At 36.2% G+C, this 24,060-nt stretch carries 24 protein-coding genes and 1 pseudogene; 22 read left to right on the forward strand and 3 right to left on the reverse strand.

What is annotated here, in order from left to right:
• The first annotated feature begins 132 nt into the window (after nt 1–132).
• The 9 genes from SPD89_RS06975 to wecB all read left to right on the forward strand — a co-directional run bounded on the left by SPD89_RS06975 (nt 133) and on the right by wecB (nt 8,067).
• A complete protein-coding gene (locus SPD89_RS06975; protein WP_336261238.1) occupies nt 133–1,146 on the forward strand; it encodes an L-threonylcarbamoyladenylate synthase in 1,014 nt (337 codons plus the stop codon).
• A gap of 91 nt (nt 1,147–1,237) precedes the next feature.
• Nucleotides 1,238–1,795: a manganese efflux pump MntP gene (locus SPD89_RS06980; RefSeq protein WP_336261239.1), complete on the forward strand. Its 558-nt coding sequence runs from the start codon at nt 1,238–1,240 to the stop codon at nt 1,793–1,795.
• 108 nt (nt 1,796–1,903) lie between these two features.
• On the forward strand, nt 1,904–2,347 hold the full coding sequence (locus SPD89_RS06985; RefSeq protein ID WP_442961076.1) for a low molecular weight protein arginine phosphatase: 444 nt from the start codon (nt 1,904–1,906) through the stop codon (nt 2,345–2,347).
• Between the two features lie 240 nt (nt 2,348–2,587).
• On the forward strand, nt 2,588–2,737 hold the full coding sequence (locus SPD89_RS06990; protein ID WP_336261241.1) for a hypothetical protein: 150 nt from the start codon (nt 2,588–2,590) through the stop codon (nt 2,735–2,737).
• 154 nt (nt 2,738–2,891) lie between these two features.
• Complete coding sequence (gene rpiB / locus SPD89_RS06995; protein ID WP_336261242.1) at nt 2,892–3,332, forward strand: ribose 5-phosphate isomerase B; 441 nt, start codon at nt 2,892–2,894, stop codon at nt 3,330–3,332.
• 37 nt (nt 3,333–3,369) lie between these two features.
• Entirely contained in the window at nt 3,370–3,912 is a 543-nt protein-coding gene (locus SPD89_RS07000; RefSeq protein WP_336261243.1) for a TIGR01440 family protein, read from the forward strand.
• A gap of 1,015 nt (nt 3,913–4,927) precedes the next feature.
• Nucleotides 4,928–6,163 (forward strand): serine hydroxymethyltransferase, encoded by a 1,236-nt coding sequence (gene glyA, locus SPD89_RS07005; RefSeq protein ID WP_336261244.1) that lies wholly within the window; start codon nt 4,928–4,930, stop codon nt 6,161–6,163.
• A 135-nt stretch (nt 6,164–6,298) separates the two neighbouring features.
• Complete coding sequence (gene upp / locus SPD89_RS07010; RefSeq protein WP_336261245.1) at nt 6,299–6,928, forward strand: uracil phosphoribosyltransferase; 630 nt, start codon at nt 6,299–6,301, stop codon at nt 6,926–6,928.
• Between the two features lie 23 nt (nt 6,929–6,951).
• Nucleotides 6,952–8,067 (forward strand): non-hydrolyzing UDP-N-acetylglucosamine 2-epimerase, encoded by a 1,116-nt coding sequence (gene wecB, locus SPD89_RS07015; RefSeq protein ID WP_336261246.1) that lies wholly within the window; start codon nt 6,952–6,954, stop codon nt 8,065–8,067.
• Between the two features lie 75 nt (nt 8,068–8,142).
• On the opposite strand, the gene SPD89_RS07020 is transcribed toward wecB, so the two are convergent.
• Nucleotides 8,143–9,054: a helix-turn-helix transcriptional regulator gene (locus SPD89_RS07020; RefSeq protein WP_336261247.1), complete on the reverse strand. Its 912-nt coding sequence runs from the start codon at nt 9,052–9,054 to the stop codon at nt 8,143–8,145.
• Between the two features lie 168 nt (nt 9,055–9,222).
• Between SPD89_RS07020 and modA the strand changes: the two genes are divergently transcribed.
• From modA to ilvA, 13 genes and pseudogenes are all read left to right on the forward strand, one after another.
• Entirely contained in the window at nt 9,223–10,035 is an 813-nt protein-coding gene (gene modA, locus SPD89_RS07025) for a molybdate ABC transporter substrate-binding protein (protein ID WP_336261248.1), read from the forward strand.
• Between the two features lie 15 nt (nt 10,036–10,050).
• Nucleotides 10,051–10,731, forward strand: a complete 681-nt coding sequence (gene modB, locus SPD89_RS07030) for a molybdate ABC transporter permease subunit (RefSeq protein ID WP_336261249.1) — start codon at nt 10,051–10,053, stop codon at nt 10,729–10,731.
• A 12-nt stretch (nt 10,732–10,743) separates the two neighbouring features.
• Complete coding sequence (locus tag SPD89_RS07035) at nt 10,744–11,364, forward strand: ATP-binding cassette domain-containing protein (protein WP_336261250.1); 621 nt, start codon at nt 10,744–10,746, stop codon at nt 11,362–11,364.
• 148 nt (nt 11,365–11,512) lie between these two features.
• A complete protein-coding gene (gene ilvE / locus SPD89_RS07040) occupies nt 11,513–12,412 on the forward strand; it encodes a branched-chain-amino-acid transaminase (protein ID WP_336261251.1) in 900 nt (299 codons plus the stop codon).
• A 565-nt stretch (nt 12,413–12,977) separates the two neighbouring features.
• Nucleotides 12,978–14,699, forward strand: a complete 1,722-nt coding sequence (gene ilvB, locus SPD89_RS07045; protein ID WP_336261272.1) for a biosynthetic-type acetolactate synthase large subunit — start codon at nt 12,978–12,980, stop codon at nt 14,697–14,699.
• Complete coding sequence (ilvN, locus tag SPD89_RS07050; protein ID WP_336261252.1) at nt 14,696–15,217, forward strand: acetolactate synthase small subunit; 522 nt, start codon at nt 14,696–14,698, stop codon at nt 15,215–15,217. Before ilvB ends, ilvN begins: the two co-directional genes overlap by 4 nt.
• A 137-nt stretch (nt 15,218–15,354) precedes the next feature.
• The gene (ilvC, locus tag SPD89_RS07055) at nt 15,355–16,353 is read left to right on the forward strand and encodes a ketol-acid reductoisomerase (RefSeq protein ID WP_336261253.1); all 999 of its coding nucleotides are present in this window, start codon (nt 15,355–15,357) and stop codon (nt 16,351–16,353) included.
• Nucleotides 16,354–16,361: 8 nt separating this feature from the next.
• Nucleotides 16,362–16,765 (forward strand): annotated as a pseudogene (locus tag SPD89_RS07060) (2-isopropylmalate synthase); the annotation flags it as partial.
• A complete protein-coding gene (locus SPD89_RS22945; protein WP_442961077.1) occupies nt 16,740–16,898 on the forward strand; it encodes an alpha-isopropylmalate synthase regulatory domain-containing protein in 159 nt (52 codons plus the stop codon). The pseudogene SPD89_RS07060 and the gene SPD89_RS22945, both read left to right, overlap by 26 nt.
• A 100-nt stretch (nt 16,899–16,998) precedes the next feature.
• On the forward strand, nt 16,999–18,060 hold the full coding sequence (leuB, locus tag SPD89_RS07065; RefSeq protein WP_336261254.1) for a 3-isopropylmalate dehydrogenase: 1,062 nt from the start codon (nt 16,999–17,001) through the stop codon (nt 18,058–18,060).
• 31 nt (nt 18,061–18,091) lie between these two features.
• A complete protein-coding gene (gene leuC / locus SPD89_RS07070; RefSeq protein ID WP_336261255.1) occupies nt 18,092–19,498 on the forward strand; it encodes a 3-isopropylmalate dehydratase large subunit in 1,407 nt (468 codons plus the stop codon).
• An 11-nt stretch (nt 19,499–19,509) separates the two neighbouring features.
• The gene (gene leuD / locus SPD89_RS07075) at nt 19,510–20,094 is read left to right on the forward strand and encodes a 3-isopropylmalate dehydratase small subunit (RefSeq protein ID WP_336261256.1); all 585 of its coding nucleotides are present in this window, start codon (nt 19,510–19,512) and stop codon (nt 20,092–20,094) included.
• Between the two features lie 36 nt (nt 20,095–20,130).
• Nucleotides 20,131–21,111, forward strand: a complete 981-nt coding sequence (gene ilvA, locus SPD89_RS07080; RefSeq protein WP_336261273.1) for a threonine ammonia-lyase — start codon at nt 20,131–20,133, stop codon at nt 21,109–21,111.
• A gap of 28 nt (nt 21,112–21,139) precedes the next feature.
• Here the strand turns inward: ilvA and SPD89_RS07085 are convergent, their stop codons facing one another.
• The gene (locus SPD89_RS07085; RefSeq protein ID WP_336261257.1) at nt 21,140–23,191 is read right to left on the reverse strand and encodes an LTA synthase family protein; all 2,052 of its coding nucleotides are present in this window, start codon (nt 23,189–23,191) and stop codon (nt 21,140–21,142) included.
• 229 nt (nt 23,192–23,420) lie between these two features.
• On the reverse strand, nt 23,421–24,041 hold the full coding sequence (locus SPD89_RS07090; RefSeq protein WP_336261258.1) for a spore coat protein: 621 nt from the start codon (nt 24,039–24,041) through the stop codon (nt 23,421–23,423).
• Nucleotides 24,042–24,060 lie beyond the last annotated feature (19 nt).

A 24,060-nucleotide genomic window follows, 5' to 3' on the forward strand; every position in this document is an offset into this window, starting at 1 on the left:
GTATGAAAAGTGTACAAGCTTTTTTTATTATTGAAAACTTTTAATATAAAGTCCATGCCAAGGTTTCTACTAAAAAATTGTACATAGGTGCACTCTTCGACTAAAATGTAGAAGAGAAATGAGGTAATTTTCATGGGAACAAAACTTTTAATTGTTGAAGGAAAGTCTGGAAAGAAGCAGGTGATACAAGAAGCGGCTGATCTATTAGTTAAAGGTGAAGTTGTAGCTATTCCTACCGAGACAGTCTATGGTTTAGGAGCAAATGCGAGAGACGAAGCTGCAGTCGATAAAATTTTTAAAGCGAAAGGACGCCCCAATGATAATCCTTTAATTGTTCACGTTGCTTCTAAGGAACAACTCTTTAGTTTAGTAAAAAGCTGTCCTACTTATGTAGAGAAATTAATTGATACATTTTCGCCTGGACCAATAACTTATGTACTTGAAAGTAGTGGAAAAATTGCCTCCAATGTAACAGCGGGTTTGTCAACTGTAGGATTAAGAATTCCTAAGAATGAAATAACGCTGACGTTACTAGAGCAAACAAATTTACCAATTGCTGCTCCAAGTGCAAACTTATCCGGTAAACCAAGTCCGACAACCGCACAACATGTATTAGAAGACCTAGATGGAAAAATTGCTGCTGTATTAGATGGAGGACCAGCCAATGTAGGGTTGGAGTCCACCGTTGTTGATTGTACACAAGAAATACCAGTAATATTACGATTGGGAAAAATTACTCCAGATGATATTAAACAGGTGGCTGGAGAAGTTAAGCTTGCAACAAACATCACAGAAAATACACGAACACCTAAATCACCTGGAATGAAATATAAACATTATGCACCAGATGTTCCGTTAATTCTTGTTCAGGATAATAATAAATTACAAGAAATAATTGATGAAGAAGGAAGTAAAGGAAATCGTGTCGGTGTTTTGACGAGCACGGGTATCACGAATGAAATTAAGGCAGACCAAATTATCATACTAGGTCGTGATGAGGAAGAAATAGCGGCAAAATTGTATGATGCGCTACGTTCTTTTAAACAAAATGAAGTAGATATTGTTGTATGTGAATCCTTTCCGAGAGAAGGTGTTGGAAAAGCAGTCATGGATCGAATTGAAAGAGCAGCGAACAAAATAATTTAATCTAATAATCATCTTAACCATATATCCCTTAAAACATATTCTTTTGTCTTCCTGCATAAATTGTACAAGCAGGTCGCAGGGGGGCATAAATATGTTTTATGGACAATTGAGTGAAATAGGTTCAATATTATTTATGGCATTTGCATTAGGGTTAGATGGCTTTTCAGTAAGTTTAGGAATAGGATTGCAAAATATTCGATTAAGAAGAATTGCTATTATTGGTTTTACAATCGGTTTATTTCATATGCTATTACCATTTATCGGAATCTCTTTTGGTCAATTTTTATCTGTGAAATTGGAATATATAACTTCTGTCATTGGCGGGTTTATTTTAGTATTTATTGGATCCTATATGGCTTTTTCAGCGTTACAGCCTAGAGCAAAATTTATAGAAAACCCGGTTGGAATTCAACTTCTGTCTGTTGCATTTATTGTTAGTATAGACAGCTTACCGGTAGGAATAAGCTTAGGTATTTCGGGTGTGGCGACATTATTGATTATCTTTTTATTCGGTATATGTACAATGATCCTATCTTGGATCGGATTAATTGTAGGTAAAAAGGCACATTCTGTTCTTGGTATGTACAGCGAAATAGTAGGAGGGATTATCCTATTCCTGCTCGGTATTAATGTCATTTTTGCAAGTTAAAAGCCTGAGATCAACTCTTTGCTGAAATAAAACCTTTTTTACTATCTTGTTAACAATCTGAAAAATTTTATGGTATATTGAAACTATGAATTAAAAAGGATGAAAAAAATGAATGTATTATTTGTTTGTACAGGAAATACATGTCGAAGTCCGATGGCTGAAGCATTACTAAAAGAAAAGGCTCCGCATATACATGTTCAATCTGCGGGAATTTTTGCACATCCTAACGATAGTGCAAATAAGAATGCTGTTCGAGCACTTGCCGAAAGAGACCTTCATCTAGCACATTGTGCCCAACCAGTAACTGAAAAACTTTTGAAATGGGCAGATCTTGTAATAACAATGACAGAAGCGCATAAGCAATTATTAATCGATCAATTTCCAAAACATAAAGATAAATATCACACATTAATTGCGTACTCTCTAGGTGAAGAGGACAGCCAAGGCGGGGATATTATCGATCCGTTTGGTGGAGATCTACTTATGTATAAACAGACGTTAGCAGAACTTGAAAATTATATTGATGCATTCATTCACAAATTAGACATATGAGCCAGGGAGACAAGTCGATGAAAAAGAAATACCGATTTAACTTACAATTGAAGCTAAATGGGTTCACTACATTATTAGCCTTAATTACGTATTCGACAAGTGGAAATTAGCGGATGAACGTGTACAAGCTGTCCAGCAAATTTTATCATTAATTACAGCGATTCAAAAAGATGTTACCCTCTTTGTAAGTAAAATTAATAGAAGCAAGCTAAAGAGGAAGCGAAATGGTGAGTTGAAGATATGTCAGTTTCAGTTACAGAAGTTGCTGCTGAAATTGAAAGCATTAGAAATTTAGTTAATCGCCAACTTTATTTTATAGAATCTACCGTAGAACAATCTCAAGGAGTTGCGGCAATTGCTAAAGAAACTTCCGCAGCAACAGAAGAGTAAGTGCAGCAATTACAGACACAGGATACAACGATTCACGCAGTTGATAAATTGGCTCGTGAATTAGAGACGCAAGCTGAGGAATTAAAGAAACAAATTAATCAATTTAGTGTATAATTAGACATTACATGAAATGTCTAAAAGGAGGAACATTGTTGTGAAAGTAATTATTACAGGTGACCATGCAGGTATGACACTCCGCAATGAAGTAACATCTGTACTTGATGAATTAGGCTTTACGTATGAAGATGCGGGAGCCGATTGTACAACATCTGTAGATTATCCGGACTATGCTCTCCCAGCCGCAAAACGAGTGGCAAGTGGAGAGTTTGATAGAGGGATATTCGTCTGCGGTACAGGAATTGGTGTGTCAATTTCTGCTAATAAAGTAAAAGGAATTCGGTGTGCTTTAGTGCATGATGTTTTTTCGGCGAAAGCGACTCGCAAGCATAATGACTCAAATATATTAGCAATGGGCGAGCGTGTTATTGGGCCAGGACTTGCTCGTGAGATTGTAAAAACTTGGCTTACAACAGAATTTGAAGGTGGCCGTCATTTGAATAGAATAAATAAAATTTCAGAATACGAAAATGAATAATCCTTATTTATTAATTGTGAAGTGAGGTCATTTTTTTATGCTTAATAAAATTAAGAGTGACGTAGATCTTATAGTAACAGAATGGTTAAAGACAGATTTTATAAACAACGGAGATTTGTTCGTTATAGGATGCTCAACAAGTGAGGTTGCAGGCGAACTTATAGGTACCTCGGGTAGTGAAAAAATTGCTGAGGTAATTTTTGATGGGTTAAAACCTCTTGTAAAGGAAAAAAGTGTCCATTTAGTGTTTCAGTGCTGTGAACATTTAAACCGAGCGTTGGTGATCGAAAGGTCTATTCAACAAAAGTTACATCTTGAGCCTGTTACTGTTATCCCTGTGCCTACAGCCGGTGGATCGATGGCTTCTTATGCGTATAAGCATTTAAAAGATGCTGTAGTCGTTGAAGAAATTGCAGCAAATGCAGGGTTAGATATCGGGGATACTATGATTGGAATGCATTTAAAAAAAGTTGCAGTTCCTCTGCGATTTGAACAAAAAACAATAGGCAACGCTCGAGTAACTGCTGCCAGAACTCGACCAAAATTAATAGGTGGAACCCGAGCACAGTACCCATCGTAAAACAATTTGCCTCGTACCCAGAGTTTATTATAAAAACTTCGTGTTGAAGAGGATGTTCAAAAAGTCCGGTAAAAATGACACTACTAATTTCGCACGAATGCTTGCTTTTCCGCTCCTTGAAAAAGGGAAATCACTTTTTCTGCGTGCCAGAAGCGTTTCCTTGGAAAAGAAGATCACTTTTCCAGCGTGCCAGATCTTTGCTCATGTATTTAAAAGCATACATTCCGCTGCCGGGAGCTGCGCCGCCTCGAACTTCTTGGTCCTTTTTATCCTCCTTTTTATACGAAAATGAGAGATAAGCTCAATTTTGACACAAAAAAGCATCCTCCCTAAAAAGTAAAATTACTTTTTTTGGAAAATAGTCCTATTTGAATTTGATATATGGTGTTTTTATCCTCCATTCTGTTTTTTGATTGGACTTGAGCTTATTAACTACCAAAATGGAAATCTGGACATTATGGATACTTTCTTCCATTAGACGCTCCGCCAGGGCATCCCTTAATGCGAGGAATACTAATCATCGAAAATGTTGTTTCCTCTGGTAGAAGTGTTGGTCATAGAAATGTACGATCACCAAGCTCTGTAGTATCTATAATAAACAAAGTAATTAATTATTAAACGCCGCACCCCCATTTTCATTCATTGCGGTGTCTGTAAAGACATAGGAGTTTTGAACACGCACTTAAAGGAGACTGTGACGTATTTAGCTGGGTCGTTTCTCGCTGTACTCTTTGTGACCTCTAGATTGTCATAAAAAATATCTTTACTTATGTGACCGTCAGATTAGGAATTCATGAAAAACGGTCACCTAGTGAACCTTTATGTGCCCTTCAGAACAGAAGTCCATGAAAACGTTCATCATGTAACTTATTTATTATGTCGCGGTTTATGGATTTTGTAGAACAATTTTCGGCGAGTCTAAAATAATGGAGTAATTTTGTGCAATTTATGTTAAAATAAATTGTTTTTTGTTATTATTAGTCTATATACATTTATTAGGAGGAACGAAAAGTAAATGGACCATTTAAAACAAGCAGATCCAGAACTGTACGAATCGATCGAAGCAGAAAAAAAGCGTCAGCAGGACAATATTGAATTAATAGCTTCAGAAAACTTTGTATCTGAAGCGGTTATGGAGGCAGCAGGTTCTGTTTTAACAAATAAATATGCGGAAGGGTATCCAGGCAGACGTTATTACGGTGGCTGTGAACATGTTGATGTCGCAGAAGATCTTGCAAGAGATCGAGCAAAGGAAATCTTTGGAGCAGAACATGTAAATGTACAGCCGCATTCGGGTGCACAAGCGAATATGGCGGTATATTTTTCTGTTTTAAAACCAGGAGATACGATATTAGGTATGAACCTAAGCCATGGTGGGCATTTGACACATGGAAGTCCTGTAAACTTTAGTGGAATTCTTTTTAATTTTGTTGAATACGGAGTAGACAAAGAAACAGAACGGTTAGATTATGATGCTATTCTTGCACAAGCTAAAGAAGTAAAACCAAAAATGATTGTAGCTGGTGCAAGTGCCTATTCTCGAACAATTGATTTTAAAAAATTCCGCGAAATTGCAGATGAAGTAGGAGCATACTTATTTGTAGATATGGCTCATATCGCGGGACTTGTGGCAGCGGGACTCCATCCAAATCCTGTACCTTATGCTGACTTCGTTACAACGACAACGCATAAAACGCTACGTGGTCCGCGTGGTGGTATCATCTTATGTAAAGAAAAATACGCTAAAGGTATTGATAAATCTGTTTTTCCAGGTATGCAAGGTGGTCCATTAATGCATATAATTGCTTCGAAAGCAGTATCATTTAAAGAAGTTTTATCAGACGATTTCAAGGAATATGCAAACCAAGTAATTAAAAATGCGAAAGTGTTTGGTGAAGCTTTAACGGAAAAAGGCATTCGTATCGTATCTGGAGGCACTGATAATCATTTATTACTACTAGATGTTTCTAAATTAGGTCTTACAGGGAAAACTGCAGAAGAAGCGCTTGATTCTGTTGGGATCACAACGAATAAAAATACGATCCCTTTTGACCAAGAAAGCCCTTTTATAACAAGTGGAATAAGGGTAGGAACAGCTGCTGTTACTACTCGTGGATTTAAAGAAGAAGAAATGAAGGAAATTGCCGAAATTATTTCTTTCGTATTAAATAATATTGATGATGAAGGTAAAAAGAAAGAAGCTTCTGAACGAGTAGCGCAACTAACGAAGAAATTTCCATTATATGCTTAAAAGTAGAAGACACCTGATTTGAAGGTGTCTTTCTTTAAGTTGGTAAAAACTTCTGGAGAAAATTTTGGACAATGATCGTAGAAAAATGTAAGATAGTAACGGCAAAAAGATTCTATTAACGAAAGGGTGGGCAATATGGGCAATCTTTTTATTCTAGATCATCCATTAATCCAACATAAATTAACAATAATTCGTGACGAAAATACAGGTACAAAACAATTTAGAGAACTGGTAAATGAACTGACTCTGATGATGGGTTTTGAAATAACACGAAATCTATCAGTGAAAGAGGTTGAAGTAAAGACGCCAGTAACGACTGCAAAAGCTCAAGTGTTAACTGGAAAGAAAATTGGACTTGTTCCAATTTTACGTGCAGGTCTAGGCATGGTCGATGGGATGCTTGAATTACTTCCTGCTGCTAGAGTAGGGCATATCGGCTTGTACAGAGATCCAGAAACATTTATGCCTGTTGAGTACTATATTAAATTACCGTCAGATATTTCTGAAAGAATGTTAATTTTACTTGATCCAATGCTGGCTACTGGGGGATCAGCGAATGATGCGATAGACTCCTTGAAAAAAAGAGGAGCTAAATCCATTAAATTAATGTGCTTAGTTGCTGCGCCAGAAGGAGTAAAATTAATTCAAGAAAATCACCCTGATGTTGATATATACCTATGTGCATTGGACGATTCATTAAACGAAAAAGGGTACATTGTTCCAGGGTTAGGAGATGCGGGGGATCGATTATTTGGAACAAAATAATTTACTTGTTGGAGCGATAAAAGATGGGGAACAGAATTAACGTATTATCTATTTTTGGAACGAGACCCGAAGCAATAAAAATGGCTCCTTTAATCCAAGAATTTGAAAGTAGACCTAATGAATTTAAGTCTATCGTTGCAGTAACTGCCCAACATCGCGAAATGCTTGATCAAGTGTTAGACGTTTTTCAAATCCAGCCAGATTTTGACTTGAACGTCATGAAAGACAAGCAAACTTTGGCTCAAATTACTACATCAGCCTTAAATGGATTAGATGAAATAATGAAACAGATTAACCCACATATCGTGCTTGTTCATGGAGATACAAGTACTACATTTGCAGCCTCTTTGGCAGCTTTTTATAATGAAACTACAATTGGACATGTAGAAGCAGGTTTAAGAACATGGAATAAATATTCCCCTTTTCCTGAAGAAATGAACCGGCAATTAACTGGTGTTTTGGCTGATTTGCATTTTGCTCCCACTAATAAAGCGAAACAACATTTATTGGATGAAGGAAAAAATTCAAAGACAATTTTTATTACAGGGAATACGGCAATCGATGCATTAAATTTTACCATTGAGGAAAATTATAATCATCCAATTATTGATAAATTAGCCGATCGTAAGTTAGTATTATTAACTGCACATCGAAGAGAGAACCTTGGAGTAAATCTTGAAAATATGTTTCGAGCCATTAAAAGACTTGTTCATGTACATAAAGATATCCATGTCGTTTATCCAGTCCATTTAAATCCAGCAGTGAAACAAGTCGCTTCACAAATTTTAGGTGATGACGAACGAATTGATTTAATTGAACCATTATCCGTTAAAGACTTTCATAACTTTATGGCTAAGTCTTATATTATATTAACTGATTCTGGAGGGATACAGGAAGAAGCGCCGTCACTGGGTGTTCCTGTGCTAGTACTACGAGATACGACGGAGCGTCCTGAAGGAATTGAAGCGGGAACGCTCAAGATGGCAGGTACGGATGAAAAAACAATATTTGCATTAGCAAATGAACTACTAACAAATCCAGACAGTTATAATAAAATGGCAAAAGCGTCTAACCCATATGGAGATGGAAAAGCATCTGCGCGAATCGCAACTATTATTCGTGATTATTTCACCATCTAATGTAACAAAGGTTGTCTAATGTATGTGATAAGAGGACGTATAATGGTTATCCGTACAGTTAGGCAACCTTTAAACCTATTGTTCATATAGGATCTTTCCTGTATGTACAGTGTTGTATCCAAGTGATTTTAATGAATCGATAAAAGACTCCTTTTGGGTAATCTGTAATAAAATTTGGATAAGTTCTCTGTTTTGTTTAGATTTTTCAATAACTAGATCATAACTTTCCTCTATCATTGATAAAAAATCAATGTTTGCCATTTTAGCCGCATGCTCAGTACCAACTCCTGCGTCAGCTAGTCCATTTGCAATTGCACTTGCCACATCAATATGGCTAGTTACTTCGTTGTGATAACCATTGATTTTTTCACGACTAATTTGGTGTAAACGTAATTGTTCATCTAATAAAACTCTTGCCCCTGCACCTGCTTCTCGATTAATGATTGTTATTTCAGGATTATCAAGATCTTTCCACGAACTAATTTCTTTAGGGTTATTTTTGGCAACAAAAAGCCCTGCATTTCTTTGTAATAAATGAATGACAATAAAAGACTTACTTACTAGAATTTTTCGAATATACGGAATGTTGTATGTTGATGTCTCTCCGTCAAACAAATGGGTACTGACAATATCCGCTTTCCCTTGATACATGGCAATTAGTCCATCCAAACTTCCGCTGTAGGAGCGTAGTGATCGATATTCTATGTTAAATGCTTCGATATGTTTAGCTAAAATATCTAGGCAATTATCTTGTCCACTAATAATGATTGACCGACCTTGTTGATGATGCACCGTTGTTTGTTTAGATTCTGGTTGAGAAACAGTACCTTGATTTTTATACGCCTCTAGTGCACTTCTTTCTATTCGGATTTGTCTACCGACACGATAGGACGGGAGTTCCCCTTTTTTTATTAAATCATAAACGGTCAGCTTCGAAACTTTTAATAGTTGAGCAACCTCTTCAGTCGTTAAAGAGCCATTCTGCATTAAACCAATCACCCCAAAATTGATATTATTACCTTCTAGTTTATCATTATTTCGCTTCTTGACTATAAATTAAATAAAAGAAGTAATTGTTTACTTATGAAACATAACTGAATATAATTAATTATAACTAGATATATCTAATTATAATTGAATGAAGGGATGTATGAAATGAAGTCTGCAAAATTATTTTTTACATTAATATTTGTAGTGTTTTTATTAGTAAGTTGTAGTACAGGGGGTAATAAGGAAAGTACATCCACGAATAAGACGGAAGAAAGTGCAACGAATGAAGATAAATCGGAATTATTTATTTCGGCAGCTGCGAGTTTAACGGATGCAATGGATGAAGTGAAAGAAACTTTTGAAAAGGAATATAATGTAGAGCTTACTTTTAATTTTGCTGGATCCGGTAAGTTAGCTCAACAGATTCAACAAGGTGCAGCCATTGATGTTTTTATTTCCGCCAATGAAAACTGGATGGATACCTTAATGGAAGAAGGATTAGTGAAAGAAGATACGAGGAAAAATATTACTGGCAATAAATTAGTGTTAATTGTCGGGGAGGACTCACCGATAAGTTATGATTCTTTCGAAGAATTAGACAGAAATGATGTAGACGAAATAGCGATTGGAAATCCGGAAAGTGTTCCTGCTGGTGAATATACAAAAGAGATCTTGGAAAACTTAGGAAAATGGGGAGAGCTAGAAGATAATCTTGTATATGCACAAGACGTCCGGCAAGTGTTAACATATGTTGAAACGGGAAATGCCGATATTGGATTCGTTTATGAAAGTGATGCAAAAATTTCAGATGCAGTGAAAGTTATCGCAGAATCTGACCCGGACATGCATGATCCAATAATTTACCCGGGTGCGATTATTGCGGATTCAAAGAATGAAGTAGTTGCCGAGCAGTTCATTCAATTCTTGTTATCTGAAGAAGGGCAAGAAATTCTTGAAAAATATGGTTTCACTAAATAATATTGGGTGATAATGATGGAGCAGATAAACTTTTTCCCCCTTTGGTTATCATTGAAAACGGCGGGAATCTCGACTGTAATCGTATTTTTTACAGGGATTTTGTTTTCATATTTTATTGTGCGGAGGGATTTTTGGGGGAAAAGTGTTGTAGAAGCAATTTTTTTACTTCCGCTTGTGCTACCTCCTACTGTTGTTGGATTTGGACTTTTATATTTATTTGGGAAAAATGGTATAATTGGAAGGTTTTTAAATGATTATTTTGAATTTCAAATTGTGTTCACATGGTATGGAGCGGTAATTGCCTCGATTGTAGTGTCGTTTCCGTTAATGTATCAAAGTGCAACTGCAGCATTTAAGCAGTATGATAGAAATCTAGAAAAAGCTGCATTAACAATGGGAAAATCAAGGTGGGTCGTTTTTTGGACTGTATCTTTTCCGTTGGCATGGCCGGGTCTCTTAGCTGGATTAGTACTAGCATTTGCTAGAGGGTTAGGCGAGTTTGGAGCAACGCTTATGCTGGCTGGTTATATTCCTAACGTGACGGATACCATTCCATTAGCAATTTATTTTGCGGTTGAATCGGGAAAGATGGATGAAGCGAAATTTTGGGTAGGAATTATCGTTGCTTTGGGCTTCTTTGCAATTCTTTGGTTAAATTGGTGGAGTGCTAGAAATATGACGAAACATAGACGATAGGAGATTAGAAAGATGCTCACTGTACATATTAAAAAGCGATTATCTCATTTTATGCTAAATGTTCAATTTACAATAAAAAAGGAAATTGCCGTTCTGTTTGGTCCGTCTGGTTCGGGGAAGACGACGATTTTAAATTGTATCGCTGGTCTAAGCAAAATGAATGACGGCTGCATTAAATTAAATGACAGAATACTAAACCAAAATGGAAAAGTGTTAATTCCGGTTCAGGAAAGAAAAATTGGCTACTTATTTCAAGATTATGCATTATTTCCTCATAAAACAGTATGGGAGAATATCGTCTATGGAATGAAACAGGAGAAGTTTACTCGAAATTTAGTTGATGAGTTAAATTTAACGCACTTACTTAATCAATATCCTCATGAAATTTCTGGCGGTGAAAAACAACGTACGGCATTAATTAGAGCGCTTGCGACAGAACCAGAAATATTATTATTGGATGAGCCATTTTCAGCACTAGATGCAAAAACAAAACAGACTAGTTATGAGCAACTGTTACGTATGCAGAAACGATGGAAGATACCTATTATTTTAGTCACTCATAATTTGGAAGAAGTTAATTTATTAGCTGATAAAGTATTTTATATTGAAAATGGAGTTTTGGTGGAAAACTAATCAATGAAAGCATTTACAGTAAAAAACATTTAATAAACCAGTTGACTGTTGATGAAAAAGGTTGTATCATTATCGTCACATTAGTTAGTTAATTCAAAATAAACTTGCAGATATTTTAGGTGAATTAAAGTGGAAAGAAGTGCTGGAGTTGAGTGATCAGTTAATTTATGTAAATGGTGAATTTGTGGAAAAGGAAAAAGCTGTTATATCTATTTACGATCATGGTTTTTTATATGGAGATGGCGTATTTGAAGGGATTCGAGTATACGAGGGCAATGTGTTTAAATTAAAAGAACATATTGATCGTCTCTATGAATCTGCTCATTCTATTAGGTTAGAAATTCCGCATAGTAAGGAAGAGTTTCAACAAATTATTGTTAATACAGTTGTTAAAAATAATTTATCTAGTGCATATATTAGAGTCGTTGTTTCAAGAGGTGAAGGTGATCTTGGTTTAGATCCGAGAAATTGCGCAACTCCAACGGTCATTGTTATTACAGAACCATTAGCTATCTACTCTGAGAAACTTTATACTACGGGCTTAAAACTAGCTTCTGTCGTTAATCGCAGAAGTAGCCCAGATGTTTTAAATCCACAAATCAAATCACTAAATTATTTAAATAATATTTTAGTTAAATTATCCTCTGTTCAAGCAGATGCTGATGAAGCGTTGATTCTTAATAATCAAGGATATGTAACAGAAGGATCTGCGGATAATATTTTTATCGTTAAAAATGGAGTTATAAAAACACCACCTGTATATTTGGGAGCTCTAGAAGGAATTACTCGTAACGTAATTATTGAGATTGTTAAAGAAATTGGGTATACACTTGACGAAAGTCCATTTACACTCCATGATGTTTATATAGCGGATGAAGTATTTTTAACAGGTACGGCAGCCGAAGTGATTCCAGTTGTAGTTGTAGATAATAGAACGATCGGTAATGGAGAACCGGGAGAGGTCACAAAGAACTTACTAAGTGCATTCAGAAAACGAACTTTAATTGATGGGGTCTCCTGTTATGTAGAGGAGAGTAACACATTTTAACAAAGGTGAACATTACATTTTTGTGAATTTTATACTTTATACTGTAATTTTATAAAATTTTGAGTATAATATAAGAATAACAAAATATATATTATAATATTAATTCAATATATAATTCGATGACGGGAAAAAAGGAATTGGATCAAATGTATTTACAGAGATCTAGGGATGCTGAAAGCCTAGAAATACATCCATTCTGACATCATCCTTGAGTGCTATACTGAACGGATCCCTATTAAGTATAGTCAGGTGTTGCTTGCAAGCACCTGTTATCAAAATCGACTTTACAAGTTGTGAAGTTGTTAAGGCAGTATTTCGTGAGAGTACTGTAAACCTCTGGGTGGTACCGTGAAAAGAGCTCTTTTCTCCCCATGAATCTATTCTGAATAGATTCGGGGAGAAAAGGGCTTTTTTTATATTTAGATGATAAGTTAAGTTGTCAGTAGAGGAAGAAATTTCGTAATATTGCAAACTACATGAAATAATTTTAATTTGTCGCTTTCACATAAATGATGTCAATCAAAACTTTTAAGGAGGAAGAAAATTGAAAGCAGAAGCAAAGCAGTTGCAGGTAGAAGCAAAATTGAGTCCTGAAAAACCGGAAAAACCGAAGACAGGTGCTGATTTATTAATTGAATTATTAGTTGAGGCAGAAGTCGACACGATTTTCGGTTATCCAGGTGGAGCTGTTTTACCAATTTACGATGCAATTTATCGTAGTAACGCATCTTTTAAGCATGTTCTTTCAAGACATGAACAAGGATCTATCTTTGCGGCTGAGGGTTATGCTCGAGTAACTGGAAAGCCCGGTGTTGTTTTAGCTACTTCAGGTCCAGGTGCTACGAACTTAATTACAGGAATAACAGATGCTATGATGGACTCGCTCCCGTTAGTAATTTTTACAGGGCAAGTTGCAAATCATGTTATCGGAACAGATGCATTCCAAGAATCCGACGTCTTAGGGATTACGACACCTATCACAAAATATAATTATCAAGTAAAAAACATCGCTGACTTACCACGAGTAGTAAATGAAGCATTCCATATTGCTACAACTGGAAGACCGGGTCCTGTTGTAATTGATATTCCGAAAAACATATCAGAAGCATTGCCAAGTGATACGTTTGAAACAGACTTTTTTCTACCAGGTTATCAGCCAACTACAAAGCCAAACCCGCTTCAAATTACCAAGTTATCGGAAGCACTAAGTAAATCGAAAAGGCCAGTAGTATTAGCAGGGGCAGGAATTCTTTTTTCCGAAGCAACTGATGAATTGCAAGCATTTGTTGAAAAATATGAATTACCAGTTGTTAATACATTGTTAGGACTTGGAAGTTTTCCTGGATCGAATCCGTTGTCACTAGGAATGGGCGGAATGCACGGATCCTATACAGCGAACATGGCATTGTACGAATGTGATTTGTTATTAAATATTGGTGCTAGATTTGATGATAGGCTAACAGGTAATTTAAAACATTTTGCACCACATGCAAAAGTAGCACATATCGACATTGATCCTGCAGAAATAGGTAAAAACGTTCCGACAGAAATACCTGTTGTTGCGGACGCTAAAAAAGCTTTACAAGCATTATTAAAGAAAAATATTAATAGACCTAATCATCAAGAGTGGAAAGCCCATTTAGAAAAAAATAAGAAACAGTATCCACTTTGGAATGAGCGGTCAGATGAAGCAATTTCACCACAAGGCTTAATAAAGAAAATACATGAATATACCAATGGTGAAGCAATTGTAACCACAGATGTTGGCCAGCATCAAATGTGGGCTGCCCAGTATTACACACTTGATAAGCCGAATAATTGGGCAACATCCGGAGGGCTTGGCTCCATGGGATTTGGATTCCCAGCTGCAATTGGCGCTCAGCTTGGGAGACCAGATGAATTAGTCATTTCTATCTCCGGTGATGGTGGTTTTCAAATGAATATGCAAGAGTTAATGTTACTTAAAAAGTATAACTTACCGGTAAAAGTAATTATTCTGAATAACTCAGCACTTGGTATGGTGAGACAGTGGCAAGAGAGTTTTTATGATGAAAGATATTCAGAATCATTGTTTGATGCAAATCCTGATTTTGTAAAATTAGCTGAAAGTTTTGGCATTCGAGGAATAAAGGTTGAAACAGACTCTGAGGTAGAAGCAGCATTGGAAGATATTTTATCTCATGATGGCCCTATTGTTGCAGACTTCAGAATCATTAAAAAAGAAAAAGTCTATCCAATGATTGCTCCTGGAAAAGGTATACATGAAATGATAGGGGTGACGAAATGAAACGAATTATAACAGCGACCGTTCAAAATCGCAGTGGTGTACTAAATAGAATAACTGGAATGTTGCAACGAAGACAATTCAATATCGCAAGTATTTCAGTTGGCGAAACGGAGGTACCAGGGATCTCTAAAATGACGCTAGTAGTTGAGGTTAGTGACAATCAAAAAATTGAACAATTAACAAAACAATTAAACAAACAAATCGATGTTATAAAAGTTTCAGATATTACAGATAATGCGATTGTTGCCAGAGAGCTTGCTTTAGTCAAAGTGGCTTGCTCTCCTCAGCTAAGTAATGAAATACAAGGGCTTGTTACACCATTTCGGGCAACGGTAATTGATATTAGTAAAGACAGTATGACGATACAAGTTACTGGAAAACCGGAAAAGATAGATGCGCTCATTTCTCTGCTACGTCCATACGGTATTAAGGAATTAGCGAGAACAGGTGTAACAGCTTTTTTACGAGGACACCAGCCACAGGCACAAGTAACAGAACTCAATCAATTTTCTGTATAGTAATCAGCCGTTCTAAAAAACTACTTACGGTGTAGCGAAAAGCCCTTTTTATCAGGGTGGTTCGCACAATAGAATTCATATTTTCTTATTTGAAAATAAATAAAATATAGCATATATGCAAAAAGGAGAATTCATCTATGTCGAAAGTATTATACGAGAAAGATATTAACAAAGAGGTACTACAAGGGAAAAAAATCGCTGTTATCGGATATGGTTCACAAGGTCATGCACATTCACTGAACTTACGCGATAGCGGTCATAATGTAGTGATTGGAATTAGACCAGGAAAGTCACAGCAAAAAGCAGAAGAAGATGGTTTTAACGTGCTACCGGTTGCTGAAGCTGTTAAACAAGCAGACATTGTAATGGTTCTACTACCAGACGAATTACAAGCAAAAGTTTATGAAGAAAGTATTAAAGACAACTTAAAAGAAGGCAGTGCCTTAGCATTCGCACATGGATTTAATATTCATTATTCCCAAGTTCAACCACCAGCAAATGTGGACGTATTCCTAGTTGCTCCAAAAGGACCTGGACATTTAGTCCGTAGAACATTTGAAGAAGGTGCAGGAGTACCTGCATTATATGGCGTTTACCAAGACTATACAGGTAATGCGAAAGAAATCGCATTAGCATATTCAGCTGGCGTGGGCGGTGCTCGTGCTGGAGTTTTAGAGACAACTTTCCAAGAAGAAACAGAAACTGACCTTTTTGGTGAGCAAGCTGTCCTATGTGGTGGACTAACAAGTCTAGTAAAAGCAGGATTTGAAACTCTAACAGAAGCAGGTTATCAGCCTGAGGTAGCATATTTCGAAACATTACATGAAGTTAAGTTAATTGTTGACTTAATGTATGAAGGTGGGTTAGAGAACATGCGCTATTCTGTTTCTGATACAGCTCAGTGGGGTGACTTTGTATCCGGGCCACGTGTCATTAATGAAGATACAAAAGCGCGCATGAAAGAAGTGCTAGCAGATGTACAATCTGGTGAATTTGCGAAAGACTGGATCTTAGAAAACCAAGCAAATAGACCGCGTTTTAATGCAATTAATGCGAGAGAAAAACAACATCCAATCGAAGTAGTTGGAAGAGAATTACGTGAATTAATGCCTTTTGTAAAAAATCCATTGAAATAATTGAAGCAATAGAGGTGAAATATTTTACCACGACATTAAGAGATGGTGAATAATCACCGGGACTAAATTTAAATAAGTTAGAAAAATTAGAGATTGCAAAACAATTAGACCGCTTTGGGGCAGGTAAGAATGGAGGCGGGATTCCCCGCTTCCTCCAAAGGTGATTTTGAAGCAGTAAGATGATAGCTGATACGATTAAAGGGTCGTCTGTTACAACAGGACTTGCTGTTCCGTAAAGCCTTACATTGACTCAGCCTGGGATGCTTTATAAGGAGCGGATGAACCATGTTTACATGTATTCTTAGCAACCCCTCCTATCCATATGAAATATAAACTTCAAAAATCCCCAGAAGAGGTCATTGATCTTGCGGTAGAAATGGTTCGATATGCAAGCCAAAAGTTTTCTACTGTTCCAAGTACAATATGGTTCTAACCAGATCCCAACGGCAACAATTGAGTTACAAACACCTGAAAATAATCTTGTGCAAGAAACTTGTACAGGTAGTGGTAGTGTGGAAGCATTTACGCTACACTTGATAAATTGATCGATGAAGATCTTGAACCCTGTAAATCGCTATATTTTTCAAAGGAATTCAGAAGTAATTCGGAAAATAAATCATGTTTAAACCGAGAGGGGCGAAGTGAATGAAGAAAAAAGTGGTTGTCCTTCCTGGTGATGGGATCGGGCAAGAAATCATGGATGCTGCAATTCAAGTACTAAATAAAGTTTCCGATACGTATAATCATAACTTTACATTTGAGCAGTATGAAATTGGTGGTTCTTCTTATGATAAATACGCTGAACCTCTAACAGATGAAACAGTAGAAGCATGTTTACAGGCGGATGCAATTTTACTTGGCGCTATTGGAGGCGAGAAGTGGGATTCACTTCCACCGCATTTGCGTCCAGAACAAGGACTTTTAAAGATTAGAAAAGCATTGAACTTATTTGCAAACATTAGACCTATTAAAGGATTTGCTCCTCTACTACATGCTTCACCTTTAAAGGAATCTGTTATTAATGGCAGTGACATCTATATTGTTAGAGAATTGACTGGTGGTTTATATTTTGGAACTCCTAGAGAACGTCGGGAAGATGGAAATGTTGCAGTGGATACATTACTTTACCATCGAGAAGAGATTGAACGAATTGTAGAAAAGGGCTTTGAAAGTGCAAGAATTAGAAATAAACATTTAACGTCTGTAGATAAAGCAAATGTACTAGAGTCTAGTAGGTTGTGGCGAGAGATTGTAGAAGAAAAGAAAGAGCAGTATCCGGATGTTAAAGTTGATCATATGTTAGTCGATTCTGCTGCAATGAAGTTGATAACAGATCCGACAAGTTTTGATGTAATTGTTACGGAAAACTTATTCGGTGATATTTTAAGCGATGAAGGTTCTGTTTTAACAGGATCAATCGGCATGCTTCCATCTGCTAGTCTATCAGAGACAGTCGGACTTTACGAACCAGTTCACGGATCTGCTCCTGATATAGCTGGTAAAGGAATTGCAAATCCGCTTGGAATGATATTATCAGCTGCTATGATGTTACGTTATTCATTCGATTTAAACGAGGAGGCTGAGAGAATAGAACAGGCAGTAGAGAAAAGCCTAGAACAAGGTTATCATACAGCAGATTTAAATATTAATAATGGCGTTGAAGTGGATACAAAAAAAATGACAGAAGTTGTCATTAGCAATTTGTAGTCAAGGGCTAAATAATTTTGGAGGTGTTCACATGGGAAAACCAAAGACGATAATTGAAAAGATTTGGGAGAAAAAAGTCGTCCATGAAGAAGAGGGGAAACCCGATTTAATATATATCGATTTACATTTAATCCATGAAGTAACTTCTCCACAGGCATTTGAGGGACTTAGATTAACAAACCGTAAAGTACGTAGGCCAGATCTAACTTTTGCTACAATGGATCACAACGTTCCGACGAAAAATCGTGAAACAATAGAAGATCCAATTGCAAAACTTCAACTGGAAGCTTTGGAGAAGAATTGTAAAGAATTTAATATTCCGCTTGCAGATATGTTTCACCCTGATCAAGGAATTGTCCACGTAATTGGACCTCAGCTAGGTTTAACACAACCAGGTAAGACAATTGTTTGTGGAGATAGTCATACATCGACACATGGGGCATTTGGTGCGATTGCATTTGGGATCGGGACGAGTGAAGTAGAGCATGTATTTGCTACACAGACACTTTGGCAAGATAAGCCAAAAACATTGAATGTCCGTGTAGACGGTGATTTAGGCCCCGGTGTAACTGCAAAAGATCTTATTTTAGCGATTATTGCAAAATATGGTGTACGTATGGGGACTGGGTATATCATTGAATATACAGGAGAAGCAATACGAAAAATGTCGATGGAAGAGCGAATGACTATTTGTAACATGTCGATTGAAGCAGGGGCTCGAGCTGGTTTAATTAGTCCAGATGAAACGACCGTTGATTTCTTACGTGGAAAACGTCATGTTCCTAAAGGGGAAGAATTTGATCAGCTTACCGAAGAGTGGTTAGCTCTAGCAACAGACGATGGAGCAACGTATGATAAAGTACTAACCATCCAAGCCAGCGATGTAGAACCTCAAGTAACATGGGGAACAAATCCTGGTATGGGTGTTCCTGTTAGTGGGTCAACACCTAAACTTTCTGAAGTAGATAATAAAGAAGAAGTTCGGTTAGCATTGGAATATATGGGATTAGAGGAAGACCAGTCGATTACATCTATTGAAATAGATCATGTTTTCATTGGCTCTTGTACAAACTCAAGATTGGATGACCTTAGAAAGGCATCAAGAATTGTAAAAGGGAATAAAGTAAAAGATTCTGTCCGCGCAATTGTTGTCCCTGGATCTTTCTTAGTCAAAATGCAAGCTGAAGAAGAAGGAATCGATCAAATTTTTAAAGAAGCGGGATTTGAATGGCGCGATGCAGGATGCAGTATGTGTTTAGGAATGAATGATGACATTGTTCCTCCAGGAGGGAGATGTGCTTCTACATCTAACCGAAACTTTGAAGGTCGACAAGGAAATGGTGCACGTACACATTTAGTCAGTCCGGAAATGGCAGCTGTAGCAGCAATCGAAGGGCATTTTGTTGATGTTCGCACTTATGAGAAGGCAGTACACTAGGAGGGAATGTCATGGAAGCAATTAAACAACATAAAGGGCTTGTGTATCCACTAGATCGAACGAATGTGGATACAGACCAAATTATTCCAAAACAATTTTTAAAACGAATTGAACGCACAGGCTTTGGACAATTTTTATTTTATCATTGGCGATTTGATGATGATGGGAATAAACGGGATAGCTTTAACTTAAATAATCCAAAATATGAACATGCATCCATTTTAGTTACAGGTGAAAACTTTGGGTGCGGTTCTTCAAGGGAACATGCTCCTTGGTCGTTATTGGACTTTGGTTTTAAAGTCATTATTGCACCTAGTTTTGCGGATATATTTTACAATAATTCATTTAAAAATGGACTTATACCAATAAAAGTAGATGAAGAACAAGTAAATACATGGTTGAAACAAGCCGAGGAGTCCGAATTAACATTAACAGTCGATTTGGAATCAAAACTTATTTTGGATCAAAAAGGACAGGAAATAAAGTTTGAAATTCCTGAATACCATCGCCAAAATTTAATAAATGGCTGGGATGAAATTGCGTTAACTTTACAATTAGAAGAAAAGATTAGTAATTATGAACAAACTAGACTATAGTATTTAGTAAGTGGAATCTTTAGGGAGTGTGGAGTTATTGGGGATTTATTAACGGGTGAAAAAGTTTATAAGGCGTTAGAACGTTTAAAGCCAATCGTCCATCGAACACCATTGATCACATCAGAAACGACAAATAATATTGTTGGAAAAAAAGTGTATTTTAAAATGGAAAATCAACAAAAAACGGGTGCTTTTAAGTTTAGAGGTGCGACCTTTAAATTGATGCAATTAACGAATGAACAACTTGAAAAAGGGGTTATTACTGCATCAGCTGGAAACCATGCACAAGGAGTTGCATATGCTTCAAGAAAATTAGGGGCGCAGGCAACGATTTATATGCCTGAAAAAACACCCCATAGTAAAATTGAAGCAACACAAAATTATGGAGCAGAAGTTGTTTTAACTGGGAGTTCATTTCAAGAAGCGTATGAAGCATCAATGGTTAGACAAAAGGAAACTGGAGCAACATATGTACATCCATTTGATGATTATGATGTGATGGCTGGTCAAGGGACGATTGCAATGGAAATATTAAGACAAGAAGATCGAATTGACACGTTTCTTGTGCCAATAGGTGGAGGAGGACTTATAAGCGGAATTGCGGTAGCTGCGAAGCATGTTAATAAAAATATTCGTATTATTGGCGTTCAAGCAGATCGGATACCTGCAGTTTATAATAGCTACCATCATATTAAACCGACACAACCTCTCCGTGCTGATACAATAGCAGAAGGAATTGCCGTAAAAAACCCAGGTAAGCTCACTTTACCACTTATTAAACAATACGTGGATGATATTGTAACAGTTACTGAAGAAGAAATTGCTAGCGCTATTCTTTATATGCTTGAACGTAATAAGACATTAATGGAAGGCGCTGGAGCAGCTGCACTAGCAGCATTATTTGCACATAACAATTATATAAAATCCAGACATTGTGGTGTAATTGTTAGTGGAGGTAATTTTGATATTGATAAAATACCTCTCATTCAGCAATTAGCTAACAAACATACAGCATAAATAAAAAAGCAATGAGGAAAATTACTCCTCATTGCTTTTTATTTGACGTTTGTTTATTTAAATGTTGAACATCTTCATCTAGGAATCCATCCATGTAATCTGCTACTTCTTCCTCTTCAGTTCCTAACCATTTTTCTTTTAAAAACTGGCTAATCATTAATTGATTTTCGTCATAAAAATATTTTTTATGATCAACTGGTTCCCAGTTTTCTGTAGGTGAATAGAAACGTAATAAATCACCTTGTAATACTTTATCAGACAGACCTAGTTCTTGTTCAACTTTACGTTTTAAGTTCTCTAATTTATCATTCGGTTCAAGTTCCTCACCAGTTTTAGTGTCGTAAAATACACCTCTTACCATCGCATATTCTTCTGTGAAAAAGTCACCATTTCGGAATGCGACTAAACCATTATGATCCTCTGAGAATAAGTCAGTACCAAATTGGATATAGTTTTGCGCATTTATACCTAGTAAATGTAGTAATGTCGGCACTGCATCTATCTGACCAGAATATTTGCTTACAATACCTTCACCATCTACTCCAGGTATTTTAATCATAAATGGTACACGTTGTAGTTCTGCGTACTTAAATGGAGTGATTTCTTCACCAAATAATTCGCTTAAGGCTTGAGTGTGATTTTCAGAAATCCCATAGTGATCACCATAGATCATGATGATGGAATCGTCATAAAGCCCAGCTTCTTTTAAGTCATTAAAGAATTGTTCCAATGATTCGTCTAGATAACGTGCTGTTTGGAAATATCGATCAACTGAACTGTCATTTGTTTCTGCAGGTTCAATTGTTGCGTCCTCTTCATCAATTAAATATGGGTGATGATGCGTTAAAGTCATCATATGTGCGTAAAAAGGTTGCTCCATTGTTTCCAGTATAGGCATTGATTCTTTAAAAAATGGTTTATCCTTTAATCCATACCCAATTACTTGCTCTTCACTCATATCGTAATAAGCTTCATCAAAGAAGTAGTCGATTCCCAGTTGTTTATAGATCTCATCCCGGTTCCAAAAGGATTTACTATCACCATGAAACACAGCGCTTGTATAACCCTGTTCCTGGCTCAAGATAGCAGGTAATGCCTGGTACGTATTTTTTCCTTTTGTAACAAATGCAGCCCCTTGAGGTAAACCGTATAGTGAAGCATCCATAATTAACTCAGCATCCGCGGTTTTCCCTTGTTCAGTTTGGTGGAAAAAATTTTCAAAATACGTAAAGTCTTCTGTTTCATCATGTACTAAAGAATTAATAAAAGGAGTTACTTCCTCTCCGTGTAATTCATAGTCAATTAGAAAGGATTGAAAAGACTCTAAATGAATCTTAATAATATTTTTCCCTTTTGCAATACCGAAAAGTTCTTCATTTGGTTCAGCATATTTATTATCTGTATAATTTTGGACTTCTACAATATCGTTACTATCAGCTAGTACTCTTTCAGTAGATGACTTCAAATTTTGAAGAGTATCATAGATTGCAAAGTTATAAGCACCTAAGTATTTAACGATATAATTTCGATCAAACGTTCTTTTTAAAAGTTGTGGACGATCTGTTTCAGCTAATCCTAGATTAATAGAAAAAACTAGTACACCCAATGCCATAATGATGAGAGGGCGTTTTATTTTCATTCGATCAGCAGACCAAACTTGTTTACTCCAGTTAAATAAAACGATTAAGATCAGGATATCTAATATATAAAAAATGTCTGTCCAAGTTACTAAACTAACAATACTACTTCCTAAACTACCAAAGTTACTCGTTTGAGTGAGTACAGGTAATGTAATAAAGTCACTATTAAATCGATAAAAGACAGCATTTGCATATAATAATAAACTCATTATGGAGTGAATGATTATAATATATCCTCCGACACGTCTACCTCTACCAAAAAGTGCAATTCCAAGAAAGACTAGTGTAGAACTTATAGGGTTGATTAATAACAAGAAATGTTGTAACAAATTTTGTATGTCCAAGTTGAATTCGGTCAAATAGATTACATAGGATTTTAGCCATATGAATAAAGCCGCAACTGTAAAAAATCCCATTTTTGAAGAAATGAAATTCCTCATATTTATATTCACCTCTAATTTTCCAATTATATGGAGTGGTTGGACAAATATATATAATACTAAAGTTTGTGTAAAAAATCAATTGGTTTCACAGAAATATAATATTTATTTCAATTGCTTTAAAAAGATCAACATAAAAAATCACCTATTAAATGAATAGGTGATCTCATACAAAGGCTATTATATGCTTCATGATGAAAAAAATTACAACAAATCAAAAATTATTTGATTAGTGGGGCATATTACCCTGTATAGGAGCATGTTCATTTATTACCGCTTGCATATCTTGTTGAGATAGTTGAGGCACTTGGTAATACTGGTTCTTGTTTTGATATAAATAGATCTCATATGCCATTTCAATGACATTTGGAATGCTATCCGCAAAAATTCTTCTTAATACAGGATTGGATGCTTCTAAAGCAGTCAATGTAAAAGAAGAAGCAATTGATTTTAAATGTCCTAATATAAAACCCGAAATACACTCGTCATTTAATTCATTTACCGACTGAATTGGAGTTTTTGGACTAGAAGGCTTCGTGCCAAATATAGTTGTATTATTTTCTTCCATCAAATAAGTTTGTGTTTTTACCGCAGGATCTTTCCCTGATTTTAATGTATCTAAAATAGTATTATACATTTGAGTCATAAACGTTTTTTGACGTTGCATAATACCGGATAGTTCCTGATCTTGTACGTGTTGCTCGTATAATACAAAGTGTTCTAAGCCTCCTACCACTGCTCCTATCGCTTCGTGCGCTTCCATTAATTCATGCGCACCAAACTGTTGCTCCTGAGGCATATGTGTTGATGATTGTTGTTGTTGATTTTGCTGTTGGTTTTGATTAAACAAAAAAATTCCTCCTTCATTT

The organism is Pseudogracilibacillus sp. SO30301A, from assembly GCF_037072025.1.
Lineage (GTDB): Bacteria > Bacillota > Bacilli > Bacillales > Amphibacillaceae > Pseudogracilibacillus.